The 23,464-nt window shown below is 39.6% G+C and carries 14 protein-coding genes and 10 pseudogenes; 18 read left to right on the top strand and 6 right to left on the bottom strand.

From position 1 onward, the window contains the following. Window positions 1-15 precede the first annotated feature (15 nt). The 3 genes from PN838_RS13650 to PN838_RS13640 all read left to right on the top strand — a co-directional run bounded on the left by PN838_RS13650 (window position 16) and on the right by PN838_RS13640 (window position 1,516). Window positions 16-474 (top strand): VTC domain-containing protein, encoded by a 459-nt coding sequence (locus tag PN838_RS13650; RefSeq protein ID WP_272181020.1) that lies wholly within the window; start codon window positions 16-18, stop codon window positions 472-474. Continuing rightward, window positions 471-665 (top strand): CYTH domain-containing protein, encoded by a 195-nt coding sequence (locus PN838_RS13645; protein WP_272181019.1) that lies wholly within the window; start codon window positions 471-473, stop codon window positions 663-665. The genes PN838_RS13650 and PN838_RS13645 overlap by 4 nt, the downstream gene beginning before the upstream one ends. 269 nt (window positions 666-934) lie before the next feature. Beyond that, complete coding sequence (locus PN838_RS13640) at window positions 935-1,516, top strand: DUF4956 domain-containing protein (protein ID WP_272181018.1); 582 nt, start codon at window positions 935-937, stop codon at window positions 1,514-1,516. A 66-nt stretch (window positions 1,517-1,582) separates the two neighbouring features. On the opposite strand, the gene PN838_RS13635 is transcribed toward PN838_RS13640, so the two are convergent. From PN838_RS13635 to PN838_RS13620, 4 genes and pseudogenes are all read right to left on the bottom strand, one after another. After that, window positions 1,583-1,873, bottom strand: coding sequence for a transposase (locus PN838_RS13635; RefSeq protein WP_272181017.1), 291 nt, complete (start codon window positions 1,871-1,873; stop codon window positions 1,583-1,585). 160 nt (window positions 1,874-2,033) lie between these two features. Further along, window positions 2,034-2,831, bottom strand: a complete 798-nt coding sequence (locus tag PN838_RS13630; RefSeq protein WP_272181016.1) for a carbohydrate kinase family protein — start codon at window positions 2,829-2,831, stop codon at window positions 2,034-2,036. Window positions 2,832-2,844: 13 nt separating this feature from the next. After that, window positions 2,845-4,777: pseudogene (locus PN838_RS13625) on the bottom strand (alpha-amylase family protein). 9 nt (window positions 4,778-4,786) lie between these two features. Then, window positions 4,787-5,954, bottom strand: a pseudogene (locus PN838_RS13620) (MFS transporter). 623 nt (window positions 5,955-6,577) lie between these two features. On the opposite strand from PN838_RS13620, the pseudogene PN838_RS13610 reads away from it, so the two are divergent. The 6 genes and pseudogenes from PN838_RS13610 to PN838_RS13585 all read left to right on the top strand — a co-directional run bounded on the left by PN838_RS13610 (window position 6,578) and on the right by PN838_RS13585 (window position 15,683). Continuing rightward, window positions 6,578-7,851, top strand: a pseudogene (locus PN838_RS13610) (MFS transporter). 139 nt (window positions 7,852-7,990) lie between these two features. Then, window positions 7,991-10,905: pseudogene (locus PN838_RS13605) on the top strand (TonB-dependent receptor). A gap of 152 nt (window positions 10,906-11,057) precedes the next feature. Beyond that, window positions 11,058-11,950: pseudogene (locus tag PN838_RS13600) on the top strand (glycoside hydrolase family 32 protein); the annotation flags it as partial. Between the two features lie 18 nt (window positions 11,951-11,968). Beyond that, window positions 11,969-12,469 (top strand): GH32 C-terminal domain-containing protein, encoded by a 501-nt coding sequence (locus PN838_RS13595; protein WP_370661107.1) that lies wholly within the window; start codon window positions 11,969-11,971, stop codon window positions 12,467-12,469. A 281-nt stretch (window positions 12,470-12,750) separates the two neighbouring features. Further along, window positions 12,751-14,185: pseudogene (locus PN838_RS27345) on the top strand (tryptophan halogenase family protein). Between the two features lie 4 nt (window positions 14,186-14,189). Then, window positions 14,190-15,683, top strand: a pseudogene (locus PN838_RS13585) (tryptophan halogenase family protein). A gap of 63 nt (window positions 15,684-15,746) precedes the next feature. On the opposite strand, the pseudogene PN838_RS13580 reads toward PN838_RS13585, so the two are convergent. Together PN838_RS13580 and PN838_RS13570 are read right to left on the bottom strand one after the other, a co-directional pair. Further along, a pseudogene (locus tag PN838_RS13580) lies at window positions 15,747-16,779 on the bottom strand (LacI family DNA-binding transcriptional regulator). Window positions 16,780-17,191: 412 nt separating this feature from the next. Beyond that, on the bottom strand, window positions 17,192-17,959 hold the full coding sequence (locus PN838_RS13570; RefSeq protein WP_272181013.1) for a PEP-CTERM sorting domain-containing protein: 768 nt from the start codon (window positions 17,957-17,959) through the stop codon (window positions 17,192-17,194). A 524-nt stretch (window positions 17,960-18,483) separates the two neighbouring features. Here PN838_RS13570 and dusA point away from each other — a divergent pair. The 9 genes and pseudogenes from dusA to PN838_RS13530 all read left to right on the top strand — a co-directional run bounded on the left by dusA (window position 18,484) and on the right by PN838_RS13530 (window position 23,461). After that, a pseudogene (dusA, locus tag PN838_RS13565) lies at window positions 18,484-19,383 on the top strand (tRNA dihydrouridine(20/20a) synthase DusA). Between the two features lie 232 nt (window positions 19,384-19,615). After that, window positions 19,616-19,861, top strand: a complete 246-nt coding sequence (locus PN838_RS13560; RefSeq protein WP_215963215.1) for a hypothetical protein — start codon at window positions 19,616-19,618, stop codon at window positions 19,859-19,861. 817 nt (window positions 19,862-20,678) lie between these two features. Further along, the gene (locus tag PN838_RS13555) at window positions 20,679-20,846 is read left to right on the top strand and encodes a PspA/IM30 family protein (protein WP_272181012.1); all 168 of its coding nucleotides are present in this window, start codon (window positions 20,679-20,681) and stop codon (window positions 20,844-20,846) included. Beyond that, window positions 20,846-21,004 (top strand): hypothetical protein, encoded by a 159-nt coding sequence (locus tag PN838_RS13550; RefSeq protein ID WP_272181011.1) that lies wholly within the window; start codon window positions 20,846-20,848, stop codon window positions 21,002-21,004. The genes PN838_RS13555 and PN838_RS13550 overlap by 1 nt, the downstream gene beginning before the upstream one ends. Beyond that, window positions 20,953-21,342 carry a PspA/IM30 family protein gene (locus tag PN838_RS13545; RefSeq protein ID WP_334313515.1) on the top strand — a complete coding sequence of 130 codons (390 nt, stop codon included), beginning with the start codon at window positions 20,953-20,955 and terminating at the stop codon, window positions 21,340-21,342. The genes PN838_RS13550 and PN838_RS13545 overlap by 52 nt, the downstream gene beginning before the upstream one ends. Before the next feature lie 66 nt (window positions 21,343-21,408). After that, window positions 21,409-21,699: a PspC domain-containing protein gene (locus PN838_RS13540; protein ID WP_272181010.1), complete on the top strand. Its 291-nt coding sequence runs from the start codon at window positions 21,409-21,411 to the stop codon at window positions 21,697-21,699. A 321-nt stretch (window positions 21,700-22,020) separates the two neighbouring features. After that, the gene (locus tag PN838_RS13535; protein ID WP_272181009.1) at window positions 22,021-22,470 is read left to right on the top strand and encodes a copper chaperone PCu(A)C; all 450 of its coding nucleotides are present in this window, start codon (window positions 22,021-22,023) and stop codon (window positions 22,468-22,470) included. 13 nt (window positions 22,471-22,483) lie between these two features. Next, window positions 22,484-22,705, top strand: a complete 222-nt coding sequence (locus PN838_RS27340; protein ID WP_370661035.1) for a DUF2333 family protein — start codon at window positions 22,484-22,486, stop codon at window positions 22,703-22,705. 7 nt (window positions 22,706-22,712) lie between these two features. After that, window positions 22,713-23,461: pseudogene (locus PN838_RS13530) on the top strand (DUF2333 family protein). The last annotated feature ends 3 nt before the right edge of the window (window positions 23,462-23,464 follow it).

Genomic DNA, 23,464 nt, shown 5'->3' with positions numbered 1-23,464 from the left:
CAAAGCGAGTCAACAATGATAGCAGTACAAACTGAACAATTAGACAACACCCCGGCAGCACCCAAATACTCTGACCCTCAAAGAAATTCTGGGCTGTCCAGGGCGTTAACGTTGTTTAAAAGCCACGGTCTGGCCGATCTGGATAAGGCTAATTTGATGGATCGAGTCGACAGTAAGTTTATGTTACCGATTAGTATGTTACCAAAAATATTAGGCCAAATTCATCAGTCCTACAGCGTATTAGAAATTGCCGGAAATCGTGTTTCAACCTATCAAAATGAATATTTAGATACACCGGATATGCGATTGTACAAAGACCACCATAATGGCCGCTTAAATCGTTATAAAGTGAGGCATCGCCACTACGTTGATACGGACACGCACTTTATCGAGGTTAAGTTTAAAAACAACAAAAAACGAACGATAAAAACGAGGAAAAACTGTTTCCAAAAGATCAAGGTTTTGACGCAGTGATGCCGTTTATTAAGTCCCAAACACGGGATAAATACAACGATTTGGAAATTATTCAACGCGGTGGTTACCAACGAATCGCACTGGCAAATGAGCAACAAGCAGAGCGTCTTACTCTTGATTTTAACCTTTGGTATTTATCAACCGATGGAACAAAACGAGTGGAACTTGCAGGCTTTTTATTGCCGAATTAAAGCAACAAAAAATATCAAAACATTCGCCATTTTATCAACTCATGAGTAGCAATAATATTGCGCCAACCAGTTTTAGTAAATATTGCATTGGTTGCTCGTTATTAAAGGGATCAACGTTAAAAGCCAACCGCTTTAAACCAACATTGTCTCGTTTAGCGTGCCTCAATATGGGCGAATGATTGCGCGTTAACTTACCGAATACTTCAAATTTATTAAGAGGTTGTTATGACTGAAATCGATTTACAATTTATCCTACGTTTTTTATTAATATGGTGTCTATTAGTGTGCTTTGTTATGGCTGCTATTTTCGAATAAACAAAAATGCAACGGTTGCGGGTTCGTTTTTATTGTTTGGTTTAGGCATCTTTATCATAACGTATCTATTGCATGGCGTTGATATGTCGATGGAGTTTGCGTTTGGACTGTTTGCTGTTTTCACTATGCTTAGGTATAGAACGGAAACGATCACCATAAAAGAGATGACTTACTTATTTTTGGTGACCGCGATTGCTTTATTAACGTCAGTGGGCAAAATGTCAGAAGTAGACTTGCTTATTCTTAACGGTGCAATATGTGCTTTTGCCTTTGTGGTGGATTCGAGTTTATTGCGTAATCGATTTGGAATACAACATGTTGTTTATGAAAAGATTGACAATATTAAGCCAGAAAACAAAGCGATTTTATTTGCTGATCTCAAGCAAAGAACCGGCTTAAATGTGGTTTCGGTTGATATAGAATCTATCGATTTTATGCGTGATGTCGCGTTATTGAAGGTAAGTTACGTCGACCAACCTATGACGTTAACATTACCGGCAACTGATCATAAAGTGGATAAAATTTTACAGTCGTAATAACGATACGCGGCGGCAATACGCCGCGTGATGTTATTTAAAAAAGTAATTTTAAGCGCGAATAAGTTAAAGTCGTTGGCGTAATGGTTTGGGATGATTGGCTGTTGCTTTACTGTCACTATCATCGCCCGATGCTTTTATCAATTGAACGTCCTTTAATGAATCTTCAGCTTTGAGTCTTAAATGCGATTTTTTGTTCATTTCTTTTAACATGGGCGCGTATTTTTTAACCCAGCTGTACATCTTAAAATTTGATACTAAGTGTTTATCTGCGGCTGCAGAAATACTGTAGTCGTTATACACAACCATAGCTATGGCTTTAAGTTTAAATTCTAATGAGTGCGAGTTGTCGCGCATTATCCATTGCCTTCTTGTTCAAAATAACTCACCATCGCTTGGTCTGGTAAAGCGGGAAAAGCGCCTTGTTGCGTAACTGTGTGAGCACCACATTGAGCAGCAAACGAAACGCTTTTATTTAACTGTGGCGAATCGACGAAGTTCTCTAGCGTATTCAGTTTTACTTTTGCTTACTCAATTGATACAGAAAACCACCAATAAAGGCGTCACCAGCGGCTGTTGTGTCAACCACATCTACTATTGGCGTTGGTACACCAAAAGTTCGGTTTTTAGTCATGCACACAATCGGTTTCGCGCCATCAGTTAATAGAATTAGTTGGCATTGTTGAGTCAATAAAGCCGCTAAAAAGTCATCGGCCTCGTCAGCGGGTACAAGTTCATGCAATTCTTCTAGGCTGACTTTGATTATGTTTGCCGACTTCATACTTTTGATTATCTTTGACTTATAGTCGCCATTTTCTGGCCACAAATTGATCCGCAAATTAACGTCCATAGAGACAATGCAGTTGTGCTCAACCGCATGTTGGATCCCGGTATAGGTACTTTGTTCTATTTGCGTTTCAGTTAAACTGTTTGAGCAATAATGAAAAATAGAACTCACCGCAAACATTTCGATGTCAAAGTCATCTGGAGTGAATAGTAAGTCGGCTGAAGGTGGGCGATAAAACTCAAAGCTACGTTCTCCGCTAGCGTCTAATGTAACAAACGCTAACGCGGTTTTTGCCTTGAGCGTCCACGCCACATAATTAATTTCAACGCCATACTCGACAAACTTGTTAAACAAATAATTACCAAACGTGTCATTGCCTAACATGCCACAAAATATTGCATTACCGCCTAACTTAGACACCGCGACGGCGGCATTTGCTGGCGCGCCGCCAGGATATTGGGTGAATTTTTCAGGTTCAGTGGAAAGCATATCGATGAGAGCTTCGCCAAAACAGATCACTTTATCCATCATTATTCTCCTATTAATTTAGGGCTGATTTTGTAAGCCACATGAACTGATAAGGTGCCAGTGTCATGGTGGGTTTATGCTGGTATGTTTGGCCCGTTAAGTTTTCAACAAGCTTTTCATTTGGATTAATGTCTATTTTTTCGAGACTAACCGATTGCGTAAACTCACTAAAATTACAAACAAACACAGCGTCATCATGGGCGTTTAATGTTCGTCTATAGGCAAATAGGTGGCTATGACCAAGTGATAGAATGTCGGTATGTCCTAAGCCAATAACAGGGCTATTTTTTCTTAGGGAAATAAGGTTTTTAATTGTGTTATTTACAATGTTCTGAGGTGCGCCGGGCTTTTGCGCATCAGTTAGCATCTTGTTGGTTATTTTAGGTCGGTTAACCCATCGGCTATCATGCTGTTTTTTATCGTCATTTTCATATGAATAATCATTGAGAGCAGCAAGTTCGTCACCTTGGTATAACAAAGGAATTCCACCAATGGTCAAGATGATCCCGTGCAATAAACAAATACGAGCGATAGCGTGGTCGATGTGTAATTGCTCCTGCGTCGCCAATGCATCTTCGAGACCACATAAAGACGCGAGAGAACCACATACGCGACAATCACCATTTTCTGGGTTGTATTGGAAACCTCGACCAGTGGCAAAAGAACCGTCAAAGCTGCCAGTATAAAACTGGTTTAAGAATGCGCGATGATCATAGCCATTGATACCAAGTTCACCCGCGTCACCATCATCAAACGTCCAACCTATGTCGTCGTGACAACGGGCGTAATTAACCCAACTACATGAGTCGTCAATAGCAAATCTACGCTGTAAACTTAGTTCTAGTAGGTCAGTTTCGCGGGTTGCCAATGAATTCCACAATAGCGCCATAAGTAAAGGGTTGTAGGACGTTTGGCACTCGTCTTTGTCGATATATTTTGCCACTTCATCAGGATGCACAATTGCTTCTGATTTAAACACAACACCTGAGCAAACGATTTGTGTACAAACATTAAAGGCTTGGATGAGCAAATGAGCTTTAGGTAAATTTTCGCACTGAGTGCCTTGTTCTTTCCAAACAAAGGCCAATGCGTCTAGACGCAAAACGTCACAGCCCAAATTCGCTAGGTATAACATTTCTGAGTCATCGCCCTAAATACAGATGGATTTTGGTAATTCAGATCCCATTGGAAATTATTAAATGTCGTCCACACCCATTGCTGCAACTCTTCAACGAAACTAAAGCAACCACGCCGAACCGATGGAAATATTTCACGAAGTGTTTTGTCGTATTCGTCTGGCTCATTGCGGTCTGGAAACACAAAATAGTAGTCTTGGTAATTCTCATCACCTTGCTTAGCGTTTATCGCCCATTCATGTTCGTCAGATGTATGATTAAAGACAAAATCGAGCACCAAATTAATGTCGGCTTTTGCTAATGCATTTGATAAAGCTTTTAAGTCTTTAGATGTGCCTAATTTAGGGTCAACTTGACGATAATCTGATACTGCATAGCCACCGTCACTATCGCCTTCAGGTGATTTATATAAAGGCATTAGATGTAAGTAAGTGATCCCTAACTCTTTATAGTAAGGGACTTTACTTATCAGATCTTTTAAGTCATCAGCTACTAAATCGACGTAAACGGCCATACCAACCATTTTTTCATCTCGATACCAATCGGGCTGGTTTAACCTTTTTTGTCAGATCGGTGCAACGCAACTGGACGTTTTTTAAAACTAGTGGCTAGTTCACAAACAAGTGCTTCTAAATGAAAATACAGGTCGTACTGATTATCATAAATGGATAAAAATAGATCAAACAACCTAGGAAAGTGTTGGTCTAAGCGTTGCTCAAATACGTCAGTTTTTGCGTTGGTTAATGCCTTAAAGTTACTCGATTGCTTAATTCGAGAAAGGCACTGTTGTGTTTGTCTAGATAAGTTCATCAGGCTGCCTTAGTTATTTGCAATTTGTTGAATGAGAAGCTGTTCTTGAGCTGGTTTAAATTTCCAGTTGTAGAACAAACCTGCAAACAATAGCGCGGCAAATACAGTAGCAACGTAAAATCCGTATTTGGCCTTAGCCGCCCATCATGTCGCTAACAATTGCCATAAGTAATGGGCCTACTGACGCCGCAACAGCAGTAAAGAATAAAATAACACCGGCAATGGCGCCGTGTTGTTCTTTAGGAAAACAGCTGATGCCTTTTGAATTTAGCGTTGGGTAAATCATGGCCATAAACAGCCCAGAAGCAGGGAGTAGAATAATTGCTACATCTAAACTCAATGCCATGCTTAATACATAACATAAGCAAATGGCGGCTGAGAACAGCATCATCGCTAGTTCCCAACTAATATGTTTTAACACCCAAACCGCACCAAAACGGCCTAGTGCTCGTAGGGTAAAGAATATGGTAATTGTCCAAGGCACAACGTATTCAAGAGAACCCGTGTATTCACTGAGAAGGGAAGGCATCCAAACGTAAATGGCGGCCTCGGATGCGACATAACATGCTATTAAGGCTGAGAACCCAAGCGTTGTTGGTTGCTTAACGATTTCGAAGGTTTGTTTTAAGTTGTGTTTAGAGTTTGGTTTAGCTTCGTAAGTGGGATAATGTGAAAACGCCGCCAAAATACAAAGAACGATACAAAGCACGCCAGCAACAATATATAGGTATTTCCACGACACATCGTTTGCCAATAAATAGCTTACGATAAATGGCCCTATGATAGCGCCAACGCCAAAGAAGCCTTCGACTAGGTTCATCGTTTTGGTGTGATCTGAATTAGAAACTGTAATGTCTCCGACAAGCGCAAGCGCAGCTGTTTTAAATATACCAATCGCAACGCCGGAGATTAATAACAGGAAGAGGAAAAACGCAAAACTACTGCCAATAGCAAATAATCCGCATGCGGCGGAAAACATTAATAAGCCGATAATTATAGACACTTTTCTGCCTAACTTGTCTGCTAGAAACCCAAGTAACATGCCACTAGCGGCAATTGCCATCATTGGACCATAGTGAAATGCACTGGCTGCCGTATGACTTAAGTCGAATTCTTTTATGATCTCTGGAATGATCACACCAACTGCGTCAGTTGTCATTGCAAACATCATGAACATTAAATACGTCAAAATTCGTATCAGTTGATTATTCGCCACTTTTGTTTCCACGTTCCTCTCCTACCCGTTGATGACAAGTTAAGTATGCTGAAGGTTTCCGGTAATAAAAATATCGTTATTGCTGGAAATACCAAAAACAAACTCTGCAAGACTCGTTGTAATCTTATGCTTAACACTAGTTTTTTAGTTATTGTTAAAGCAGTTATTCATAACTTAAACGATTAAGTTTAATATTAGGTTAAATAGTAAACATTTGTCTAGTTTAATTTGAGCGCTGTTCTGCTCTCACATATTAAGATCATGATTAAATTAAGATTTTTGTTCCTAGCACTGTGGACCCAATAACTAAGGTTAGTGTTACCTACAAGGCCTGTAACTAAATATTTTATATGTTTTAGTGGGTTTTTTTATTTTATATATCAGTTGTTTGGTGTTTTTGTGATGATATTTTACTTAATTGATTAAGAAAAATGCTTGATTAAAAAGTGAACGTTAACTAGTATTGAATTTAATGAATGAGTTGCACCACTTAAATTAGTCAATTTGTTACTAACAAATTTTTGAGTTGGTAAGTCATGTTTCAACCACAAATGTCTATGGCTAGACACTAGAGGTTAAATTACATGGTTGCTATTAAAAGAGATCACAGAATGCAGACGAGTATTGCAAAACGAAACTATTGGTTGCTTAGCGGGGCTTTACTGACGTTTTTTCTTACGTGGTCGTTTTGTTTCTCTATTTTTTCAATTTGGCTTGAGCAATTTGTTGGATTAAACGGCGAGGAGCGAGGAGTTGTTTTTAGTTTAGGTGCTTTTTGCGCTCTGTTTATACTACCAGTATATGGTTATCTACAAGATAAGCTTGGTTTAAAAAACATGTACTATTTTTTATCTCTGGTTTGCTGATCTTTGTCGGGCCATTTGCCATATACCTCTATTCACCACTTTTGAAGTCAAATGTGTGGCTAGGTGGCGCTTTAGGTGGCGTGTATTTTGGGCTAGCGTTTAGTGCTGGCGTAGGGGTCATAGAAAGTTATGTTGACCGTGTTGGCCGGATGACCGGTTTTGAATTTGGCAAAGCGCGTATGTGGGGATCAATTGGCTGGGCAATAGCAGCTTTCTTTACCGGTAAGATTTTTAACGTGAATCCCGACTTGAATTTTTGGCTAGCGAGCCTATCAGGCCTGATTTTTCTAATGTGTATTAGCTTTGTTGTGCCAGCGACATCAAGTAGAGATGAATCTATTTTTGATAAAGCCTCGGCTGCGCTAAATGTCAGTGACGTTTTGAAGTTATTCAAAAATCGTCAATTTTTGGCAATGGCCGTTTACGTTATTGGTGTAACAACGGTATATGGCGTTTATGACCAACAGTTTTCGACTTATTTTGCTTCGGTTTTTCCTTCTAAAGAAGAAGGGAACGCAATGTACGGTTATCTAAATTCGTTGCAAGTCATGTTGGAAGCCTTAGGAATGTTTTTGGCTCCGTTTATTGTAAATCGAATTGGTGCAAAAAACGGTTTGATTTTAGCTGGTGCAATTATGGCGCTTCGTATAATCGGCTCAGGTTTTGCTGACGACAGTTACAGCATTTCGTTTATGAAGTTATTACATGCAGCTGAGCTTCCAATCATGTTAATTGCAATATTTAAATACATCTCAGCGACTTTTGAAGAGCATTTGTCAGCAACAATTTACTTGGTCGGTTTTGTCTTTATGGCACAAATAGGCGCAGCGGTATTGTCCATTGGTGTTGGCATGATGTATGACCAACTTGGCTTCCAGCTGTCTTATAAAATATTGGGCTCAGTGGTCGCATTCTTTGTACTTGTATCTTGGGTTTTATTAACCAATGAGAAGAAACATTCAAAAGTGATGGCGGAATCAATTACCGTTTGAGGACATCAAATTTTGGATCTGTATTTGACGTTAGTTATCGCAAATAGCGACTTGTATCAGGTTTGTTATAAAGAAATAAATAGTTAAATAATCAACAGTAATAATATGTTTTATATAATAAAAAAGGCAGGGTTTTTAAATGAAACACACACATAAATTCACACCAACCATATTGTCCCTAGCGGTATCAGCGGCAATGTTTTCACACAATGCAGTCGCTGCTGAAACCGCAGTTGACGACGAAGTCGAAGTTATCGCAGTCACGGGTATTCGTGGTTCTTTGATGCGAGCCCAAGCGGTGAAAATGGAAAACTCTTCTATCGTTGAAGCTATTTCAGCGGAAGATATCGGCAAGTTACCTGATTCTTCAATCGCAGAAACGTTGTCTCGATTACTAGGTATGTCGGGCGAACGTGTAAACGGTCGTACTTCAGGTGTTTCTGTTCGTGGCTTTAAAGAAGATTTTACGGGGACATCATTAAACGGTCGTGAATTAATCGGTATCGGTGATAACCGTGGTGTTGAATATGACCTGTATCCATCAGAGATTATGACAGGTGCGACAATTTATAAGTCGACTGACGCATCACTTATGGTTCAAGGCATTGGTGGTACGGTTAATTTAGAAACAGTACGCCCGCTGCAAGCTCAAGAAACCTTAACAGTTAGTGGTAATTATGAGATTAGCGGCAGAGAATCGGATAACCCAGAATTTGATAACACGGGTAAGCGTTATTCTTTATCATTTGTAGAGAAATTTGCCGATGACACAATTGGTCTTGCTATCGCGGTTGCAACGACTGAGTCTCCGAACAATCAAAGAAAGTATGGTGTTTGGGGTTATAACACAAATGACGACGGTCAAATTTTACCGTCTGGTTTAGATACCGTAGTACAAAGCACAGTTTTAGAACGAGATACGGTTTCTGCTGTATTGCAGTTCCAACCGAATGATAAACTAAACATTGTTATCGATGCATTAGATATTAGCTATTCAGATTCGGGGATTATTCGTGGTTTTGTTGAACCGTTTGCTGCTGAGAATGTTGTTGGTTCTGGTTTTAATACTACGGGGACGCAAGTAAATGCAAACTCAGTTCTCATTAATAACCCAAGACAAAAAGACGGTGATTTGAGCGTATTTGGCTTAAACGTTGGGTATAAATTAAATGAAAATTGGTCAGTTGAATTTGACGTTGCTAAAAGTGAGTCAAGTAAACGTGATTTGCAAGGCGAGTCTTATTCTGGTCTAGCGCGTTCAGGCACATTAAGTTCAGGTGAATTTGGTGAACGTACGTTTGAAATGAGCCAAGACGGTATCTTTTTGTTGGTACGTCGGGCCTAGACGCATTTTCTGACCCAGACGCATTACAACTAACTGGTCCACAAGTATGGGGCGGTGGTTTAGCTAACCTTGAAGACGACTTTAAAACTTCTGAATTAACAGCTAATGGCGAAGATGAATTTAGCTACCTTAATGCTCAGGATGGGTTCTTAAACTACGCGGATTTCAGCGAAGAGTTAACCACCATGAGAATGGAAGTGGTTGGTTTCATCGAAAGTGATTTATTCCATACTGTCACCGCTGGTATTAACTATAGTGACCGTAAAAAAGACAAAGACAACAAAGGTTTCTTTGCTACTGCGTCGTCATATCCGTTCTCGGACTCAATTCCATCTAAATATGTTTATGATGGGTTAGCTGATTTAAGCTGGGCAGGTTTAGGACATGTTGTTGCCTATGACGGTTTTGCACCTTATCAAGACGGTGAATATACGCTTAACGACGCTGGTTTACTTGAACCAGATAGACTCGGTGATACTTATTTAGTTGAAGAAAAAGTAACAACTTTTTACATCAAAGGTGACTTTGAAACTCAACTCAGTGGTTATGACGTAACGGGTAATGTTGGTGTGCAATACATTCAAACAGACCAATCTTCTTCAGGTTATAACGGCATTGTGGGTTCTAATTACGCGGTGTGTGATGACAACAACGACAAGCAAATTGATGACAGTTGTAAGATTGAAAGCGGTGCGGACTACAGTCATGTCTTACCAAGTTTGAACGTAAGTTTAGAACTAAACGAAAGTCAGTTTGTTCGATTTGCAGCAAATAAAGCCATTAGCCGTGCCAGAATCGACCAGATGAAAGCGTCTAGTTTTGTTAAGTTTGATCAAAACATCGACCTAATTTCAATTCCAAATACGATTGACGATGTCGTTGATTACGGGACTCCGTGGTCAAAATTTGCAGGTAACCCGTCACTTCGTCCGTTGGAGTCGAATAACTACGACTTGTCTTTTGAGCATTATTTTGAAGATGAAGGTTATTTGTCAGCGGTTGTTTTCTATAAAGATCTAGTGAACTTAACTCAAGCAAGTAGCGGTGAAAGTTCGTTAATTAACTTCAGAAATGACGAAACAAATGACGGTGCAGACTATTATATCCCGGGATTCCATGACCGTGTTGCTGTTGAAGATGGCGAATATGGTCCTAAGAAAGTGCCATATGCAGCTGGTGATTTAATTACCCCACCAGACTACGGTAGCTATTCGTTTTTTGAAGATGGTTTACAAGGTGAAGTTAAAGGTCTTGAGCTAACGGCAAACGTACCATTTGGTATGCTTGATGATAGCCTCGAAGGGTTTGGTGTTGCAGCGTCAGCCACGTTTATTGATGCGGAACTTGATGATGGCTCACCAATTGCTGGCCAGTCAGACAAAAACTTCTCGTTAACAGCCTACTATGCAATGGATGGTTTTGAAGTTCGTGTTGCTGGAACAGACCGCTCTGATTACTCAACGTATCAGCGTGGTGGTTCAAACAAAATCGAATCAGCTAACCGTAGCGGAGTGACTCTTGTGGATGCACAAATTAGTTACGACTTTGAAGACTCAGATATCGAGTACTTAAAAGGTTTACGTATCTCATTGCAGGGTACCAACTTGACCGATGTTGATGAAGAAACGGTAGATGATAACGGTGTTGTAACCACTCGTCGCCAATTTGGACCATCGTTTATGCTTAACGTGAATTACTCTTTCTATTAATAAGTAACAGTTAATTTAGAGTGTAAGAGGCTGTCAGTTTATCGCTGGCGGCCTTTATCGACTTAAACTAGCAAGTGGATATTACAAGGCCCACAGCTAGACATTTAACTGGTTTTAAGAATAAACATGGCGGATTATTTGTGAGCGATGATATGACAATTAGCGATAACTTCATGACAGATGAATGGCGCCCTTTCATCCATTTCACACCGGAAAAAAATTGGCTAAATGATCCAAATGGTATGGTTTATTTTGCAGGAGTGTACCACCTTTTTACCAGTACAACCCTGATGGTGACAAACATGCAAATATGCACTGGGGACACGCAACCTCAACTGACCTAGTTCACTGGCAACATCATGATATCGGAATATATGCTGCGCCAGAGGGGTTAGGATACATCTTTTCTGGTGGCGCTGTTGTCGATGTGAATAATACAAGTGGTTTAGGCAATGGCAATCACCCTCCATTGGTTGCCACATTTACCCATCATTCTGAAGACGCAGTGCAAGTACAGAGCTTGGCGTTTAGTCAAGATGCAGGTAAAACTTGGCAAGAGTATGAAAATAACCCCGTAATTGCCAACCCTGGAATCAAAGATTTTCGGGACCCTAAAGTTATTTGGGACGACGAGCGCACTCAATGGGTGATGGCTTTAGCCGCTGGGCAAGTCATTCAGTTTTTTGTCTCCAGAAATCTTATCGATTGGCAATTGGTCAGCGAATTTGGTGAAGGTTACGGTGAACACGGTGGTGTTTGGGAATGCCCTGACTTGTTTCCACTTACAACTGCAAATGGTATTACTAAATGGGCATTGCTTGTGAGCATTCACTCTAGCGGTCCAAACAAAGGGTCCGCGACACAATACTTTCTGGGAGATTTTGATGGTACTCACTTTGTTTCGTCACAAACAGAAACTAAGTGGCTAGATTACGGCCCAGATAACTATGCAGGTGTTACGTGGGACGGATTACAAGCGACCAGTAACAAACGAATATTCATCGCTTGGATGTCAAATTGGCTATATGCCAATGATTTACCGACACATCCATGGCGCGGCGGAATGACGTTACCAAGAGAATTGACTTTAGTTGAAACCGATAACGACTTCTTTTTATCAAATTTGCCTTCGGAAGATATTTTGGCGTTGAGAACTCAGTATGTATTAGACGTTGGTCAAGTTAAGTCATTACCGCAATCGTCTGCCTATGAAGTCATTTGGAAATTTGATAAATCAATTGGTAATAACACGATCACTTTCGCTAATAACGCAGACGAAAAGCTCGTTATTAACTACGTTGCCGAGGGTAATGCGATTGAGATAGATAGGACACAATCTGGATGGATTGATAAAGGCTTTGGCCAAATTGCGGTCGCCCCATTAAAGTTAATTGATGAAAGTGAAATCGCCTTGTCCATTATAATTGATAGATCTACGGCTGAGATTTTTTGTGAGAATGGACTATCGACGTTGACGTCAAATATTTTTCCGTCGATGCCATATAGTAAATTAATGGTAAAAAGTAATTGTACCGTTAAGTGCTTTGAGTTGAAGGCCCAATAGAATTGGTACACTTGCTCGGCACTGACAAAAGAATAACCTCTACTATGCACTGCTTGTTTGTGTAATCTCAACCCCTTTTGAGCTATTTCTTAAGGGGTCTTTTTTACATTTGCACAAGTTGTATTGGCCTAAAATACTGAATAAATAACATCGTATAATAGTGTTTGGAATTTAATTGGTATTATGGAATGGTATAAAAGAGTCAATTAAAAGTTAAGGTAAATTATGATGACCCAAACGATTAAGAGGATAGTAATAGCAGGGGTGGAACTGCCGGCTGGATGACAGCAGCATTACTGTCCAAAGTTCTTCCTAAATCGGTTGAGATTACCTTAGTAGAATCCGAAGCCATAGGTATTGTGGGGGTCGGTGAAGCGACAATTCCACCAATTCAAACGTTTAATAAGTTTTTAGGTATCGACGAACGTGCTTTTTAAAAGAAACAAATGGCTCAATTAAACTTGCGATTAAATTTGAAAACTGGCGAGTTGACGGTGAAAGCTATTTCCATACGTTTGGATCACCCGGCACAAGTATTGGCTTCAGTAATTTTCAACATTATTGGTTACGAGCCAAAACCCAATTAGGTTTAGCAGACTCACTTTGGGATTACGACCTCAATTATCTTTGTTGCCAGCAAAACAAATTTAATAAAATGAACACCCAAGATCCGATTTATCAAATTCCTTATGCATATCATTTTGATTCAGGTTTATACGGTCAATTTTTAAGACGTTACTCTGAAAAAAATGGTGTTAAGCGCATTGAAGGCATTATTAAGCATGTTAAACAAAACGCCGATACAGATTTTGTCGAAGGGATACAACTGACCGATGGCACACAAATCGACGGTGATTTTTTGTTGATTGCACGGGCGCTCGCGGTTTGTTGTTGCAAAAAACACTTGGTATTAAGTATCAAGATTGGTCACATTGGTTACCCGCAGATTCAGCCATAGCGGTTGCAACGGATCAGATGGAACAGATACCACCTTATACCAGAAGCATAGCCCATAAAGTGGGTTGGCAGTGGCAAATACCGCTTACACACCGCACTGGCAATGGTATCGTTTATAGTTCTTCTCATTTGTCTGACGATGATGCCATGAAGACTTTGACCGAAAATGTCCAGGGAAGAATGCAGACTGCGCCACGAAAATTAACGTTTAGAACCGGTAAGGTAGAAAAACAGTGGCATAAAAATGTCGTAGCCATTGGTCTATCTAGTGGTTTTTTAGAACCCCTCGAATCCACAAGTATCTATCTAATCCAATCTGCTGTTGTTCGCTTAGCCAAAATGTTCTCAACCCAAGGCATAACTCGGTCTGTTACAAATGCATTTAATAAAGAATCGGATACCGAAATTGAAACCATTCGAGATTTTGTGATTTTGCACTATTACGCGAATGAGCGCACCGATTCTGATTTTTGGCAAGATATGCGTAATTTAAAATTACCTGAAAGATTAAGTCAGAAGATCCAACTCTTCCAAGATACTGGGTCAATGTTTAATGAGCAACATGATATATTTTTAGATGCCTCTTGGTTACAGGTAATGTTAGGGCAAGGCATTAACCCGACGAGTTATCACCCGTCAGCGGATTCAATGTCTACCGAAGAGTTGCTTTCTATACTAGCCAAAGTAAAACAAGCAAAAATGGCTCCTTTGCCACAAATGATGACCCATGATGATTTCCTAACGAAGTATGTTGGTTAAGCGGATGGCTAAACCATTTCGCATTGTTATTTTAGGCGGCGGCACTGCGGGCTGGATGACAGCTAATCTCATGGCCAAACAGTGGCTGTCAGAAAACGCGCAAACTCCACCAATGGAAATTGTTGTTGTTGAATCTCCAGACATCAAAACGGTGGGCGTTGGCGAAGGCTCGACACCAACCTTACAACGTTTTTTAACAAAATGGGCATATCAGATCCAGATTGGATGGCACAATGTAACGCCACTTATAAGCTCAATATTCGATTTTCAGGATGGAGTCCCGCATCAGGTGTAGACTGCTATAGCCATCCTTTTCTATCACAATTAGATACGTTTACTGAACGGCCGTTTGCTGTTAATTGTTTAACGCGTCGACTCGGTTTAGACGTTGTCACACAGCCAGATAAATTTCTATTTAATGCTTATCTAGCAGCGCATGACAAGCTGCCGCTGGTGCCTGAGCACTTTCCATTTAAAATGGAATATGGGTATCATTTGACGCTGGTTTATTAGGGCAGTTTTTAATGCAACATGCCATCGGACTTGGTGTTCATCATAAGTTAACAACGGTTAAACACGTTGAGACTTCGCCAAATGGTGATATTAAACAGTTGATATGTAACGACGGTGAATCTATCGAGGGAGCGTTATTTGTCGACTGCACAGGTTTCAGGTCTGAATTGTTGCAGCAATCGCTGGGTGTAAAATTTAATTCGTTCAAGGACAATTTATTTAATGACTCAGCGATTGTTTTACCGACGATGGAGATTTCCCCAAAAATGGAAACTCAGTCTATCGCAATGTCCAACGGTTGGCGTTGGCAAATCCCTCTAACGCATCGTACTGGCAATGGTTATGTGTATAGTTCTCAGTTTCAAACGGCCGACAGCGCTGAGCATGAACTGCGTGAGGCTTTAGGATTGTTAGACAGTGATCAGGTTGCTGGTCACCTCAAAATGAAAGTAGGACAAGTAAGTTCGCACTGGAAAAAAATTGCATTGCTATAGGCTTATCCCAAGGTTTTATCGAGCCTCTTGAAGCTACCGCATTGCATTTAGTGCAGATTTCAATCGAATCTTTTATGGCCTGTTTTGAACAAGGGAATTTTAGAGATACCCATAAGGATGAATACAACACCTTAACGACGGAGCGATTTGACCGAGTACGAGACTATATTGTTGCTCACTACAAATTAAATACTCGAAATGACACCGATTATTGGCGAGCAAATCGTGACAACAATAACTTATCTGAACCTTTATTACAGTTGTTAGATGTTTGGTTCCGAAATGGCGACTTAGGTCAGGAAATTGCTAGGCAAAAGCTTAATTCGCACTTTGGTAATATGTCATGGCACTGCTTATTGGCGGGCTATGGCACGTTCCCTGCGCTAGCTACTAAGCAACCAAATACTGGGGATCAATTTGACGAGCATCAAATCGAAGACTTTTTTCAGAGGTGCTTGCTTAATTTTAAAACGGCCAGTTTGCCAAGCTAACTTGGGTCTGTGCATGTTTTATAGCAATTACAGAAACTACAGCAATTACAGAAACTATTGCAGCTAAGTGGACTCTCCGATCTTCATTTCGTATGAAACTAACCTTGATGTGGTTAACCCTAACAACAAAGTTTCTGCCGCCGCTTTTCCTTTTTCAGCATTTGCCTGACAAATCGTTGTCAAAGAAGGACGAGTACGCAACGCTTCATCGATACCATCGAAGCCCGTAATCCTTAATTCTTCTGGCACTTTTATGCCTTTATCTTTTGCCAGTTTTAATACTTCTAATGCAATTAAATCACTCATACATAAAATAACATCAGGACGCGGAATACTCGTAAGAGCTTCGTTTGCAGCTTGGCTCGCATACTTGGAAGTATTTTTGGCTATTGTCCAAATTTGGTCTCCTTCGATTGAGATCCCAACGGTTTTAGCCGCTGCAATATAACCGTCTAATCTGCGGTGCGATATTGAGTGTTCAAAATCTAATAATGGCGAATCGTAGATCCGGCAGGTACTTTTAGAGTCAATTAAACGCAGACCCAAAATAGCAACTTGATCTGACTCTTTTAATGTGGATTTGGCTATTTCAAAACAAGCGGTTTCATTATCGACATTAATTGATGGAATATTTTCAATATCGAAATCAACGGTTACTACAGGCTTTAACTGATTAGCTAATTCGCTAACTAACGCTTGATTGATGGGAGCACCATAGCAAATAAAACCGTCAACGAAGTCGGCAATATCGCCTATGTTTTCAGAATCACCAGAGTACAAAAGAGTATGTTTTTTATGCTCGCGTAAGACTTCAGTTGCGCCTTTCATAAAGGTGCTCGCAACCGGATCACTAATGATATAATCAATATTGTCTGACAGCACAATACCGATAATATTGGAGTGGCCTTTTCGCAATATTTGAGCCGCTTTGTTAGGACCTTCAAAGCCAATTCTTTTACACTGCTCTAGTATTTCAATACGCTTTTTTTGATAGTTGATCTGGGCGACTAAATGCGTTTGAAATAGTGGCTGTTGAAACGCCTAATTGGTTAGCAACATCTTTTAGGGTGAGTCGTGTTTTTTCATTAGTTCTAATCTTTGGTGGTTGTACAATTTAAAAATAATGCAGAGTTAAGAGTAACTTAATCGTTTATATTTTTCACCCATTGAATGGCAAATTTTTGCACTGGTTTTGAGTGGTATCTTATCCTTTTTAGCCAAAAATTTCATGATTTATATAATTTATATCTAAATCAACATCTTGGTTTTTTTGTGTTACAGGTGAATTATTGTTGAATAGAAAATGATTTAACTAAAACGTATAAGTTTATTTGCGATCGTGTGATTAAGCTTTAACGGTGAGGTCGATAACATTTTCGTATTTTAAATACGGATGCAATCATCAATAGATGGATGTTTTTTAAGTGAAAAACAAAAAAACACCTAGGGTTTAGCTAGGTGTTTTCTACTTTTAAAACATATTATTGTTCGACAAATTGTCGTTTAAACTATATTTTTTTACCAAATTGACGTGAGGCTAGTGCAACGAGGCCCATTGCAAAAAATGCTAGAGTTGATGGTTCAGGCGCTTCAATTGCACCATTGCCAACGATAATTTGGATTGTGTTCATGGTGACAATCTGACCATTTGAACTTGCTCTTAAGCTAATATCATACGTACCGTCGACTGTTGGATCGAAACTTGGTCCGAAGAACCAATGTGCTTTCCAAGAGTTTTGTGCCAAGTTATTATTGGCTGCCAGAACGTCAAACCCAGCTTGATTAGCCGCTTCATCGCCTGCTCCTTGAGCTGTAGCATTAGTTCCAATTGAGTGGTCGTAATAGCGATCAAATAAGTCGTAAGTTCGATATGCAACGCCACCTCCGGCATCATAATCTACGACTAACTCAAATAAATAGTCGTCTAAGTGGTTACCTGTCGAGCCATCAAAATCAGAATTAATGGACCATTCAAAGCTCCAAACCGCTGTTGGCGCTGATTGAGTTGGTGCAACACCGGCATCAAATGAATACGTGCCGTCGCCGTTACTATTAAAGGTATTTTCGGCGGAACCGCTAGCATTGTGTCGTAACTTGCCTCTTAGCCCTAGCTCAATGCCATCTTCCTGCATCACTGTAAAAGAACCGTTGAGGTTGCCACTACCAAAAATGGCGTTATTTGTGACATTTGCATCATACATTAAACCTGCATTTGCAAATGATGACATGGCAAGCGTTGCGCCCACCAATATTGATTTAAAGTGCTTGTTTTTCATTTGTGTCTCCATTCATTTGAATATTATTATTTTTATTTACAGATAGGAGTAAGCATTTAACATGCCTTTACAAAGTTACTTAATGTTTTCATTAGGTTAAAAAATGTACAGGCTTTTGTACTTTGCCATTTGTAAAAAATACTGACAATGATTGTAAAGAAATTCCTTACATAGCGTATTCAGGCTTTGCTTTTGGCGCTTGCTCTACTTGCTTATCAGTTAGTTAATTTGATGGTGACTAAGTTAAAGGTTCGTTGGATTTCAGTGTATAATCTCTGTAATTATTCAATTCCGGTATAGCGGTGCTAATTGAAGTTGGAATAAAGCATCTGTGTATTTTAGTAAATTTGTGAACGCAAAAATTGTTTAACGACTTGTATGTAAGCGTTTAGCAAAATTGAGAAAATCTGGGTATAAAGAGAGTTTTTAACGTGACGGACAGTATTAAAGATCAAGCGGAGTCCCGCAGCAATATTTCTAGTAATTCAACGAATAAGATAGATCGTCGATTTTGCGTAGCGCCTATGCTCGATTGGACTGACAGGCATTGCCGTTATTTTTATCGAACGATGTCAAAGCACGCCGTTTTATATACTGAAATGGTAACAACAGGGGCCATTATTTTTGGTAAAGGCGACTACCTACAATTTAACGATGCTGAGCAGCCTGTGGCATTGCAACTTGGTGGTAGCGATCCCGAAGCCCTTGCTAAATGTGCAAAGCTTGCTGAAGAGCGTGGGTACGACGAGATAAATTTAAATGTTGGTTGTCCGTCAGACCGTGTTCAAAACGGCATGTTTGGCGCATGTTTAATGGCAAATCCTGAATTGGTCGCTGAATGTGTCCGAGCGATGAAAGCCGTTGTTGAAATTCCTGTGACAATTAAGTCTCGCATTGGAATAGACGAGCAGGACAGTTTTGAATTTTTACAAACTTTTATTGAGACTGTCAAAGACGCGGGTTGTGATACGTTTATCATTCACGCACGAAAAGCCTGGTTGACGGGCTTAAGTCCAAAAGAAAACCGCGACATTCCTCCTCTTGACTACGAACGTGTCTATAAAATTAAAAAATGTATCCAGAGTTAGAAATCATTATAAACGGCGGAATAAAAACGTTGGAAGAATGCACCGAGCACCTTAAGCATGTGGACGGTGTCATGATGGGGCGTGAAATTTACCATAATCCATATTTAATGGCGGATGTTGATCAAGTTGTGTATTTAGATAATGAGTCTGCAAAGCCAAGCCGTACAGAAGTGTTATCTCATGTGTCTGACTATATTACTGGTCACGAAGCCGGTGGAGGCCGAGCTTGGCATGTTCTGCGCCATATGATGGGACTATTTCAGGGCCTGCCAGAGCGCAAAAATATTTCGTCGTTATTTAAGTGAAAACGGCGTTAAGTCAGACAAACCAAGGTAAAGAACTACTGCACGAAGCCTCTTCATATTTCCGCCAAAGAGAAATTGACTAAATAGTGGTTAAAATAACCAATATGTTAATCTGAAACCATATTGGTTGTTTTATTTCTTGAATGCTAATTTTTGATAATCCCTTTAATATCAGTTGTTTAAAATTTATTTTGAGTATGGCACAACCTTTGTAACTAATACTTCGACTAAGTTATTAAATAAACTAAAATTGGAGAATTATCATGCAATCATTAATCCTAGCAACAAGTCTGGTTATGTCTACACCGGTTACAATTGACGAAATCAATAATGTAGCGAAATTAGACAACTTGATTCACAATCAAACTCAACATGTATCAGCTTTGGTTCATGCACAAACTAAAAATATCACACAAGATACGTTTTTAGTTCAAGCGAAAATGGCGTTAAATATTTCGAAAGAATATGCCGCTACATTTTCACTTAACGAAGATGACGGTGCTGAATAATGATGTATACCGCAGCCACCCTATTTATCGCGGCATTGTCGCCGGTATTGAGTTTAGGATGTGTTTATCTGTTGGTAAATGTGTATCGGTTTGGGGTGCGGTTTCAAAAAATGCACCCCAAAAATAGATGGCGCTAAAAAGAGTTGTATAGCGCTATCTAATAGTTAGTGTTTACCCCTTCCAAAAATCCAAAAATCCAAAAATCCAAAAATCCAAAAATCCAAAAATCCAAAAATCCAAAAATCCAAAAATCCAAAAATCCAAAAATCCAAAAATCTATAGCGTACGAAATCAACCCTAGTTAATTATTAGGATTAGTATTATTTAATGTCTTATTAAGTTATCGATTTCGGTCGACTATCCCCACCTATTAGCGGCTGATCAACAACTTAGCGCCTCTACTTGTAATATCCATTTCCGCTGTTTCGCATATTTTTGATCCATCGTTAGAACTGGTCTACCTAACCATTTATTTCCAGAGGAAGGTCTGTGTTCGCGATAAATTTGCGGAGCATATTATCCAATTGTTTGCCGCAGGTTTATAAAACGTTAATCACACTTTATTAACGTAAAAATGCCTCAGATCTTTGCAATAAATGTGTTGGTCAATTGCGCTATATAGGTGGTTAATTTAGCCACTATATGCAGTTGTTAAAATTGTGATAATAGGAGGGTTCTTTAAATAATAAATAAAAACAATAACTTATGTGTTGGCACGATGATTGGAATAAGGACAGAGTAGTTAAACAAATAAATTGTTAAAAACACAAAACAAAAACTGCTTAGCAGAATATTTGAGTATCAATAGGAGGCCGTCATGGGCGTTATCACTCGATTTGTAGACATAGTAAATTCAAACTTAAATTCAGCATTAGATAGTGCAGAAAAACCTGAAAAGATGTTACGTATGATCATCCATGAAATGGAAGAAGCATTGGTTGATATACGTTGTCAGGCAGCGCAGTTTATTGCAGAGAAAAAGTGATGGAACGTAAAATCACTAAGTTAACTTCTCAAAGCACAGACTGGCAACACAAAGCCGAACTTGCGGTAAATAAAGAGCGTGAAGATCTTGCACGCTACAGGCACTCATTGCTAAATCTGAATGTGAAAATGAAATTTCAGAAATTCAAGCGCAGCTAAATGTTGTTGAAACAAGCCTTGCCGCCATTACTAACGACGCTTCGTCGTTACAGACTAAATTGTCAGAAGCAAAACAGAAACAAAACACACTAATGAAACGTGAACAAGCAGCAGTCGTTCAATTGCATACACGTCGTCAAATAGACAGCAGTAAGCTAGAAAGTGTCAGCCAACGTTACGAGCAGTTACATCAGAAAATTGAAAACCTAGAAAGCCAAGTGGAAGCTTACGATGTTACTTCTAATCCGTCACTTGAAGAGCAATTTAGAAAACTTGAAGCGGACTCAAAAGTAGAAACTGAGTTACAAGAACTTAAAGCAAAAGTTGCAAACGGCTAATCTTAAAATTAACTATTTATTGGTGAGCGACCAACTAAAAGTCGCTCCAATTATTGGAGAAATATCATGAAATCAGAATATCTAGGTAAACCTTTGGCGAAAGATTATTTAAATCGTAAATTGTCGGGTGTATGTGCGGGAATCGCTGCACATTATGGTCAACCGACCATAGTTAGTTCGGGCGGCAACAATTGGGTTTGGTTTGTTTTTCCCCGCAGCTGCAATCTTTGGTTATTTATTGGCGGTTATTTTGATGCCAACAAAACGTTATTAGGAGGCCATAGTCATGAAATCATTAATGAAAGTAATTTTGGTATTTTTAGCATTGAGTATATTTTGGCATATGAGCCCATTTAGCAATGGCCATATTACTTACAGTGGTGATATTGAAGGATTTGACTGGCTAATCTCAAATGCGTTGATAGTTGGCGTGGTCTTTTTGCCGCGGCTTTAGTGTTAGTTTTATTTATAAGTGTATTCAGTGCTGTGATTTTCTTTGCGGGCTTGGTTTGTGCAACTATGCTATTTGTTGGAGTGTCATTTTTCTGGCCAATAATTTTGGTCGCAATGGTGTTGTATTGGATTTTTTCTGACTCAAATGAACCTGCATATAATAAATGAGGTCCAAATTAAATTTGGATCGGGTAAGATAGACAAATCTCATTATTGGAGGTTTGTATGTCGTTAAAAATATGGAAAATTGTGGCACTTAGTGCGGCAATTCTTTGGAGTAATATTAGCTTTGGTCATCACTTAGTTATGGTTGAACCTGTAATTAGAGCTGCGATTCATGGGATGCCAAGCACAGCAGGATTCTTTTCATTAACCAATAGCTCTGATACAGATGAATATTTGATTAATGCAAGCTCCACAATATCCGAAAGAGTCGAGTTTCATAACCACATTATGAATGGCGACAACATGCGAATGGTAAAAGTGGATCAAATCCTGCTTCCTGCTAATGACTCAATTAAATTTGAAAGCGGTGGAATGCACTTAATGTTTATAAACTTAACTAATTATCCAAAAGCCGGTTCGAAAGTAGACGTTGAATTTACCACCAGTTCAGGTCGAAAGTTTCAAATTACGTTTTCGGTAAAGTCGATACTTGACGAACATAAACACTAAAAAGGCGAATTTTATGTATAAATGGATAGCGACCGCTGTCGGGACCGTCTCGTTGCTAATGTTAGTGTTAGCACAGTATTGGAGTTTTATGCCCGACGTATTTAACGTGCAACATCGCGCAGTTGAAGAGGCCAAAAAACTTAATGTTGAGGTTGTAACCGGTTTTACAACAACGCATACATTAATCGAAGTGACTAACACGCTTTTACATAAACCAAGGTGGGTACTTGTCTAATGACATCATGCCGCCAAGTGTCATGCTGGATAATATGCCAGCGTTCGAATTTGGTGCATTGGAAATGGTTCGTGATCTGGCCTTGTCATTGCGTAAAGATTTTAGTCGCTCTCAGTCACAGTCCTTAGAAAACCCATATCTTAAAATTGCACAACCGCAGTTTAATATAGACCATAGGTCTTGGGCGTGGCCAAGTGCTGAGTCGGAATATGGAAAAGCAGTTGAAGCCCTTATTAGTTACCGAAACTCACTTGCTGATAAAAGTCAGAATACCGCGCAGTTTTATGCCCGGGCAGATAATCTAAGAGAGTGGCTTAATGAAGTTGAAAAACGCTTAGGTAGTTTGAGTCAACGACTCAGTGCAAGTGTAAGCTAGGAGCGTTCAAATACCGACTTAGCCGGTGAACAGTCTGCAAAACAGTCAACATCTGCGCCTTCGACTATGCAAGTGAAAACCAGTTGGTGGAAAATAGATGATGTGTTTTATGAAACGCGAGGCGCAAGTTGGGCTTTATTACACTTTTTGAAAGCCATAGAAGTTGATTTTGCCGAAACACTACGAAAAAAGGTGCAACGACAAGCCTTAAACAAATCATTCGGGAATTAGAGTCGAGTCAAGAAGCCATATGGAGCCCGATGGTTTTGAACGGCAGCGGTTTTGGTTTATTAGCCAATCATTCATTAGTAATGGCCAATTATATTTCCCGGGCAAATGCCGCGATCATTGATTTGAACAAGTTGTTGATACAGGGGTAACCA

This window comes from Psychrosphaera algicola, from assembly GCF_028401425.1.
Classification (GTDB): domain Bacteria; phylum Pseudomonadota; class Gammaproteobacteria; order Enterobacterales; family Alteromonadaceae; genus Psychrosphaera; species Psychrosphaera algicola.
Note: the sequence above shows the minus strand (reverse complement) of the source record. Positions and strands in the feature narration are given on the sequence as shown.

Bases quoted from the DNA above. Each gene is read 5' to 3' on its own strand.
- PN838_RS13650 (WP_272181020.1), top strand. From the start codon at position 16: ATGATAGCAGTACAAACTGAACAATTAGACAACACCCCGGCAGCACCC.
- PN838_RS13640 (WP_272181018.1), top strand. From the start codon at position 935: ATGGTGTCTATTAGTGTGCTTTGTTATGGCTGCTATTTTCGAATAAAC.
- PN838_RS13635 (WP_272181017.1), bottom strand. From the start codon at position 1,873: ATGCGCGACAACTCGCACTCATTAGAATTTAAACTTAAAGCCATAGCT.
- PN838_RS13630 (WP_272181016.1), bottom strand. From the start codon at position 2,831: ATGGATAAAGTGATCTGTTTTGGCGAAGCTCTCATCGATATGCTTTCC.
- PN838_RS13595 (WP_370661107.1), top strand. From the start codon at position 11,969: ATGACGTTACCAAGAGAATTGACTTTAGTTGAAACCGATAACGACTTC.
- PN838_RS13570 (WP_272181013.1), bottom strand. From the start codon at position 17,959: ATGAAAAACAAGCACTTTAAATCAATATTGGTGGGCGCAACGCTTGCC.
- PN838_RS13560 (WP_215963215.1), top strand. From the start codon at position 19,616: ATGCAATCATTAATCCTAGCAACAAGTCTGGTTATGTCTACACCGGTT.
- PN838_RS13555 (WP_272181012.1), top strand. From the start codon at position 20,679: ATGGGCGTTATCACTCGATTTGTAGACATAGTAAATTCAAACTTAAAT.
- PN838_RS13550 (WP_272181011.1), top strand. From the start codon at position 20,846: ATGGAACGTAAAATCACTAAGTTAACTTCTCAAAGCACAGACTGGCAA.
- PN838_RS13540 (WP_272181010.1), top strand. From the start codon at position 21,409: ATGAAATCAGAATATCTAGGTAAACCTTTGGCGAAAGATTATTTAAAT.
- PN838_RS13535 (WP_272181009.1), top strand. From the start codon at position 22,021: ATGTCGTTAAAAATATGGAAAATTGTGGCACTTAGTGCGGCAATTCTT.
- PN838_RS27340 (WP_370661035.1), top strand. From the start codon at position 22,484: ATGTATAAATGGATAGCGACCGCTGTCGGGACCGTCTCGTTGCTAATG.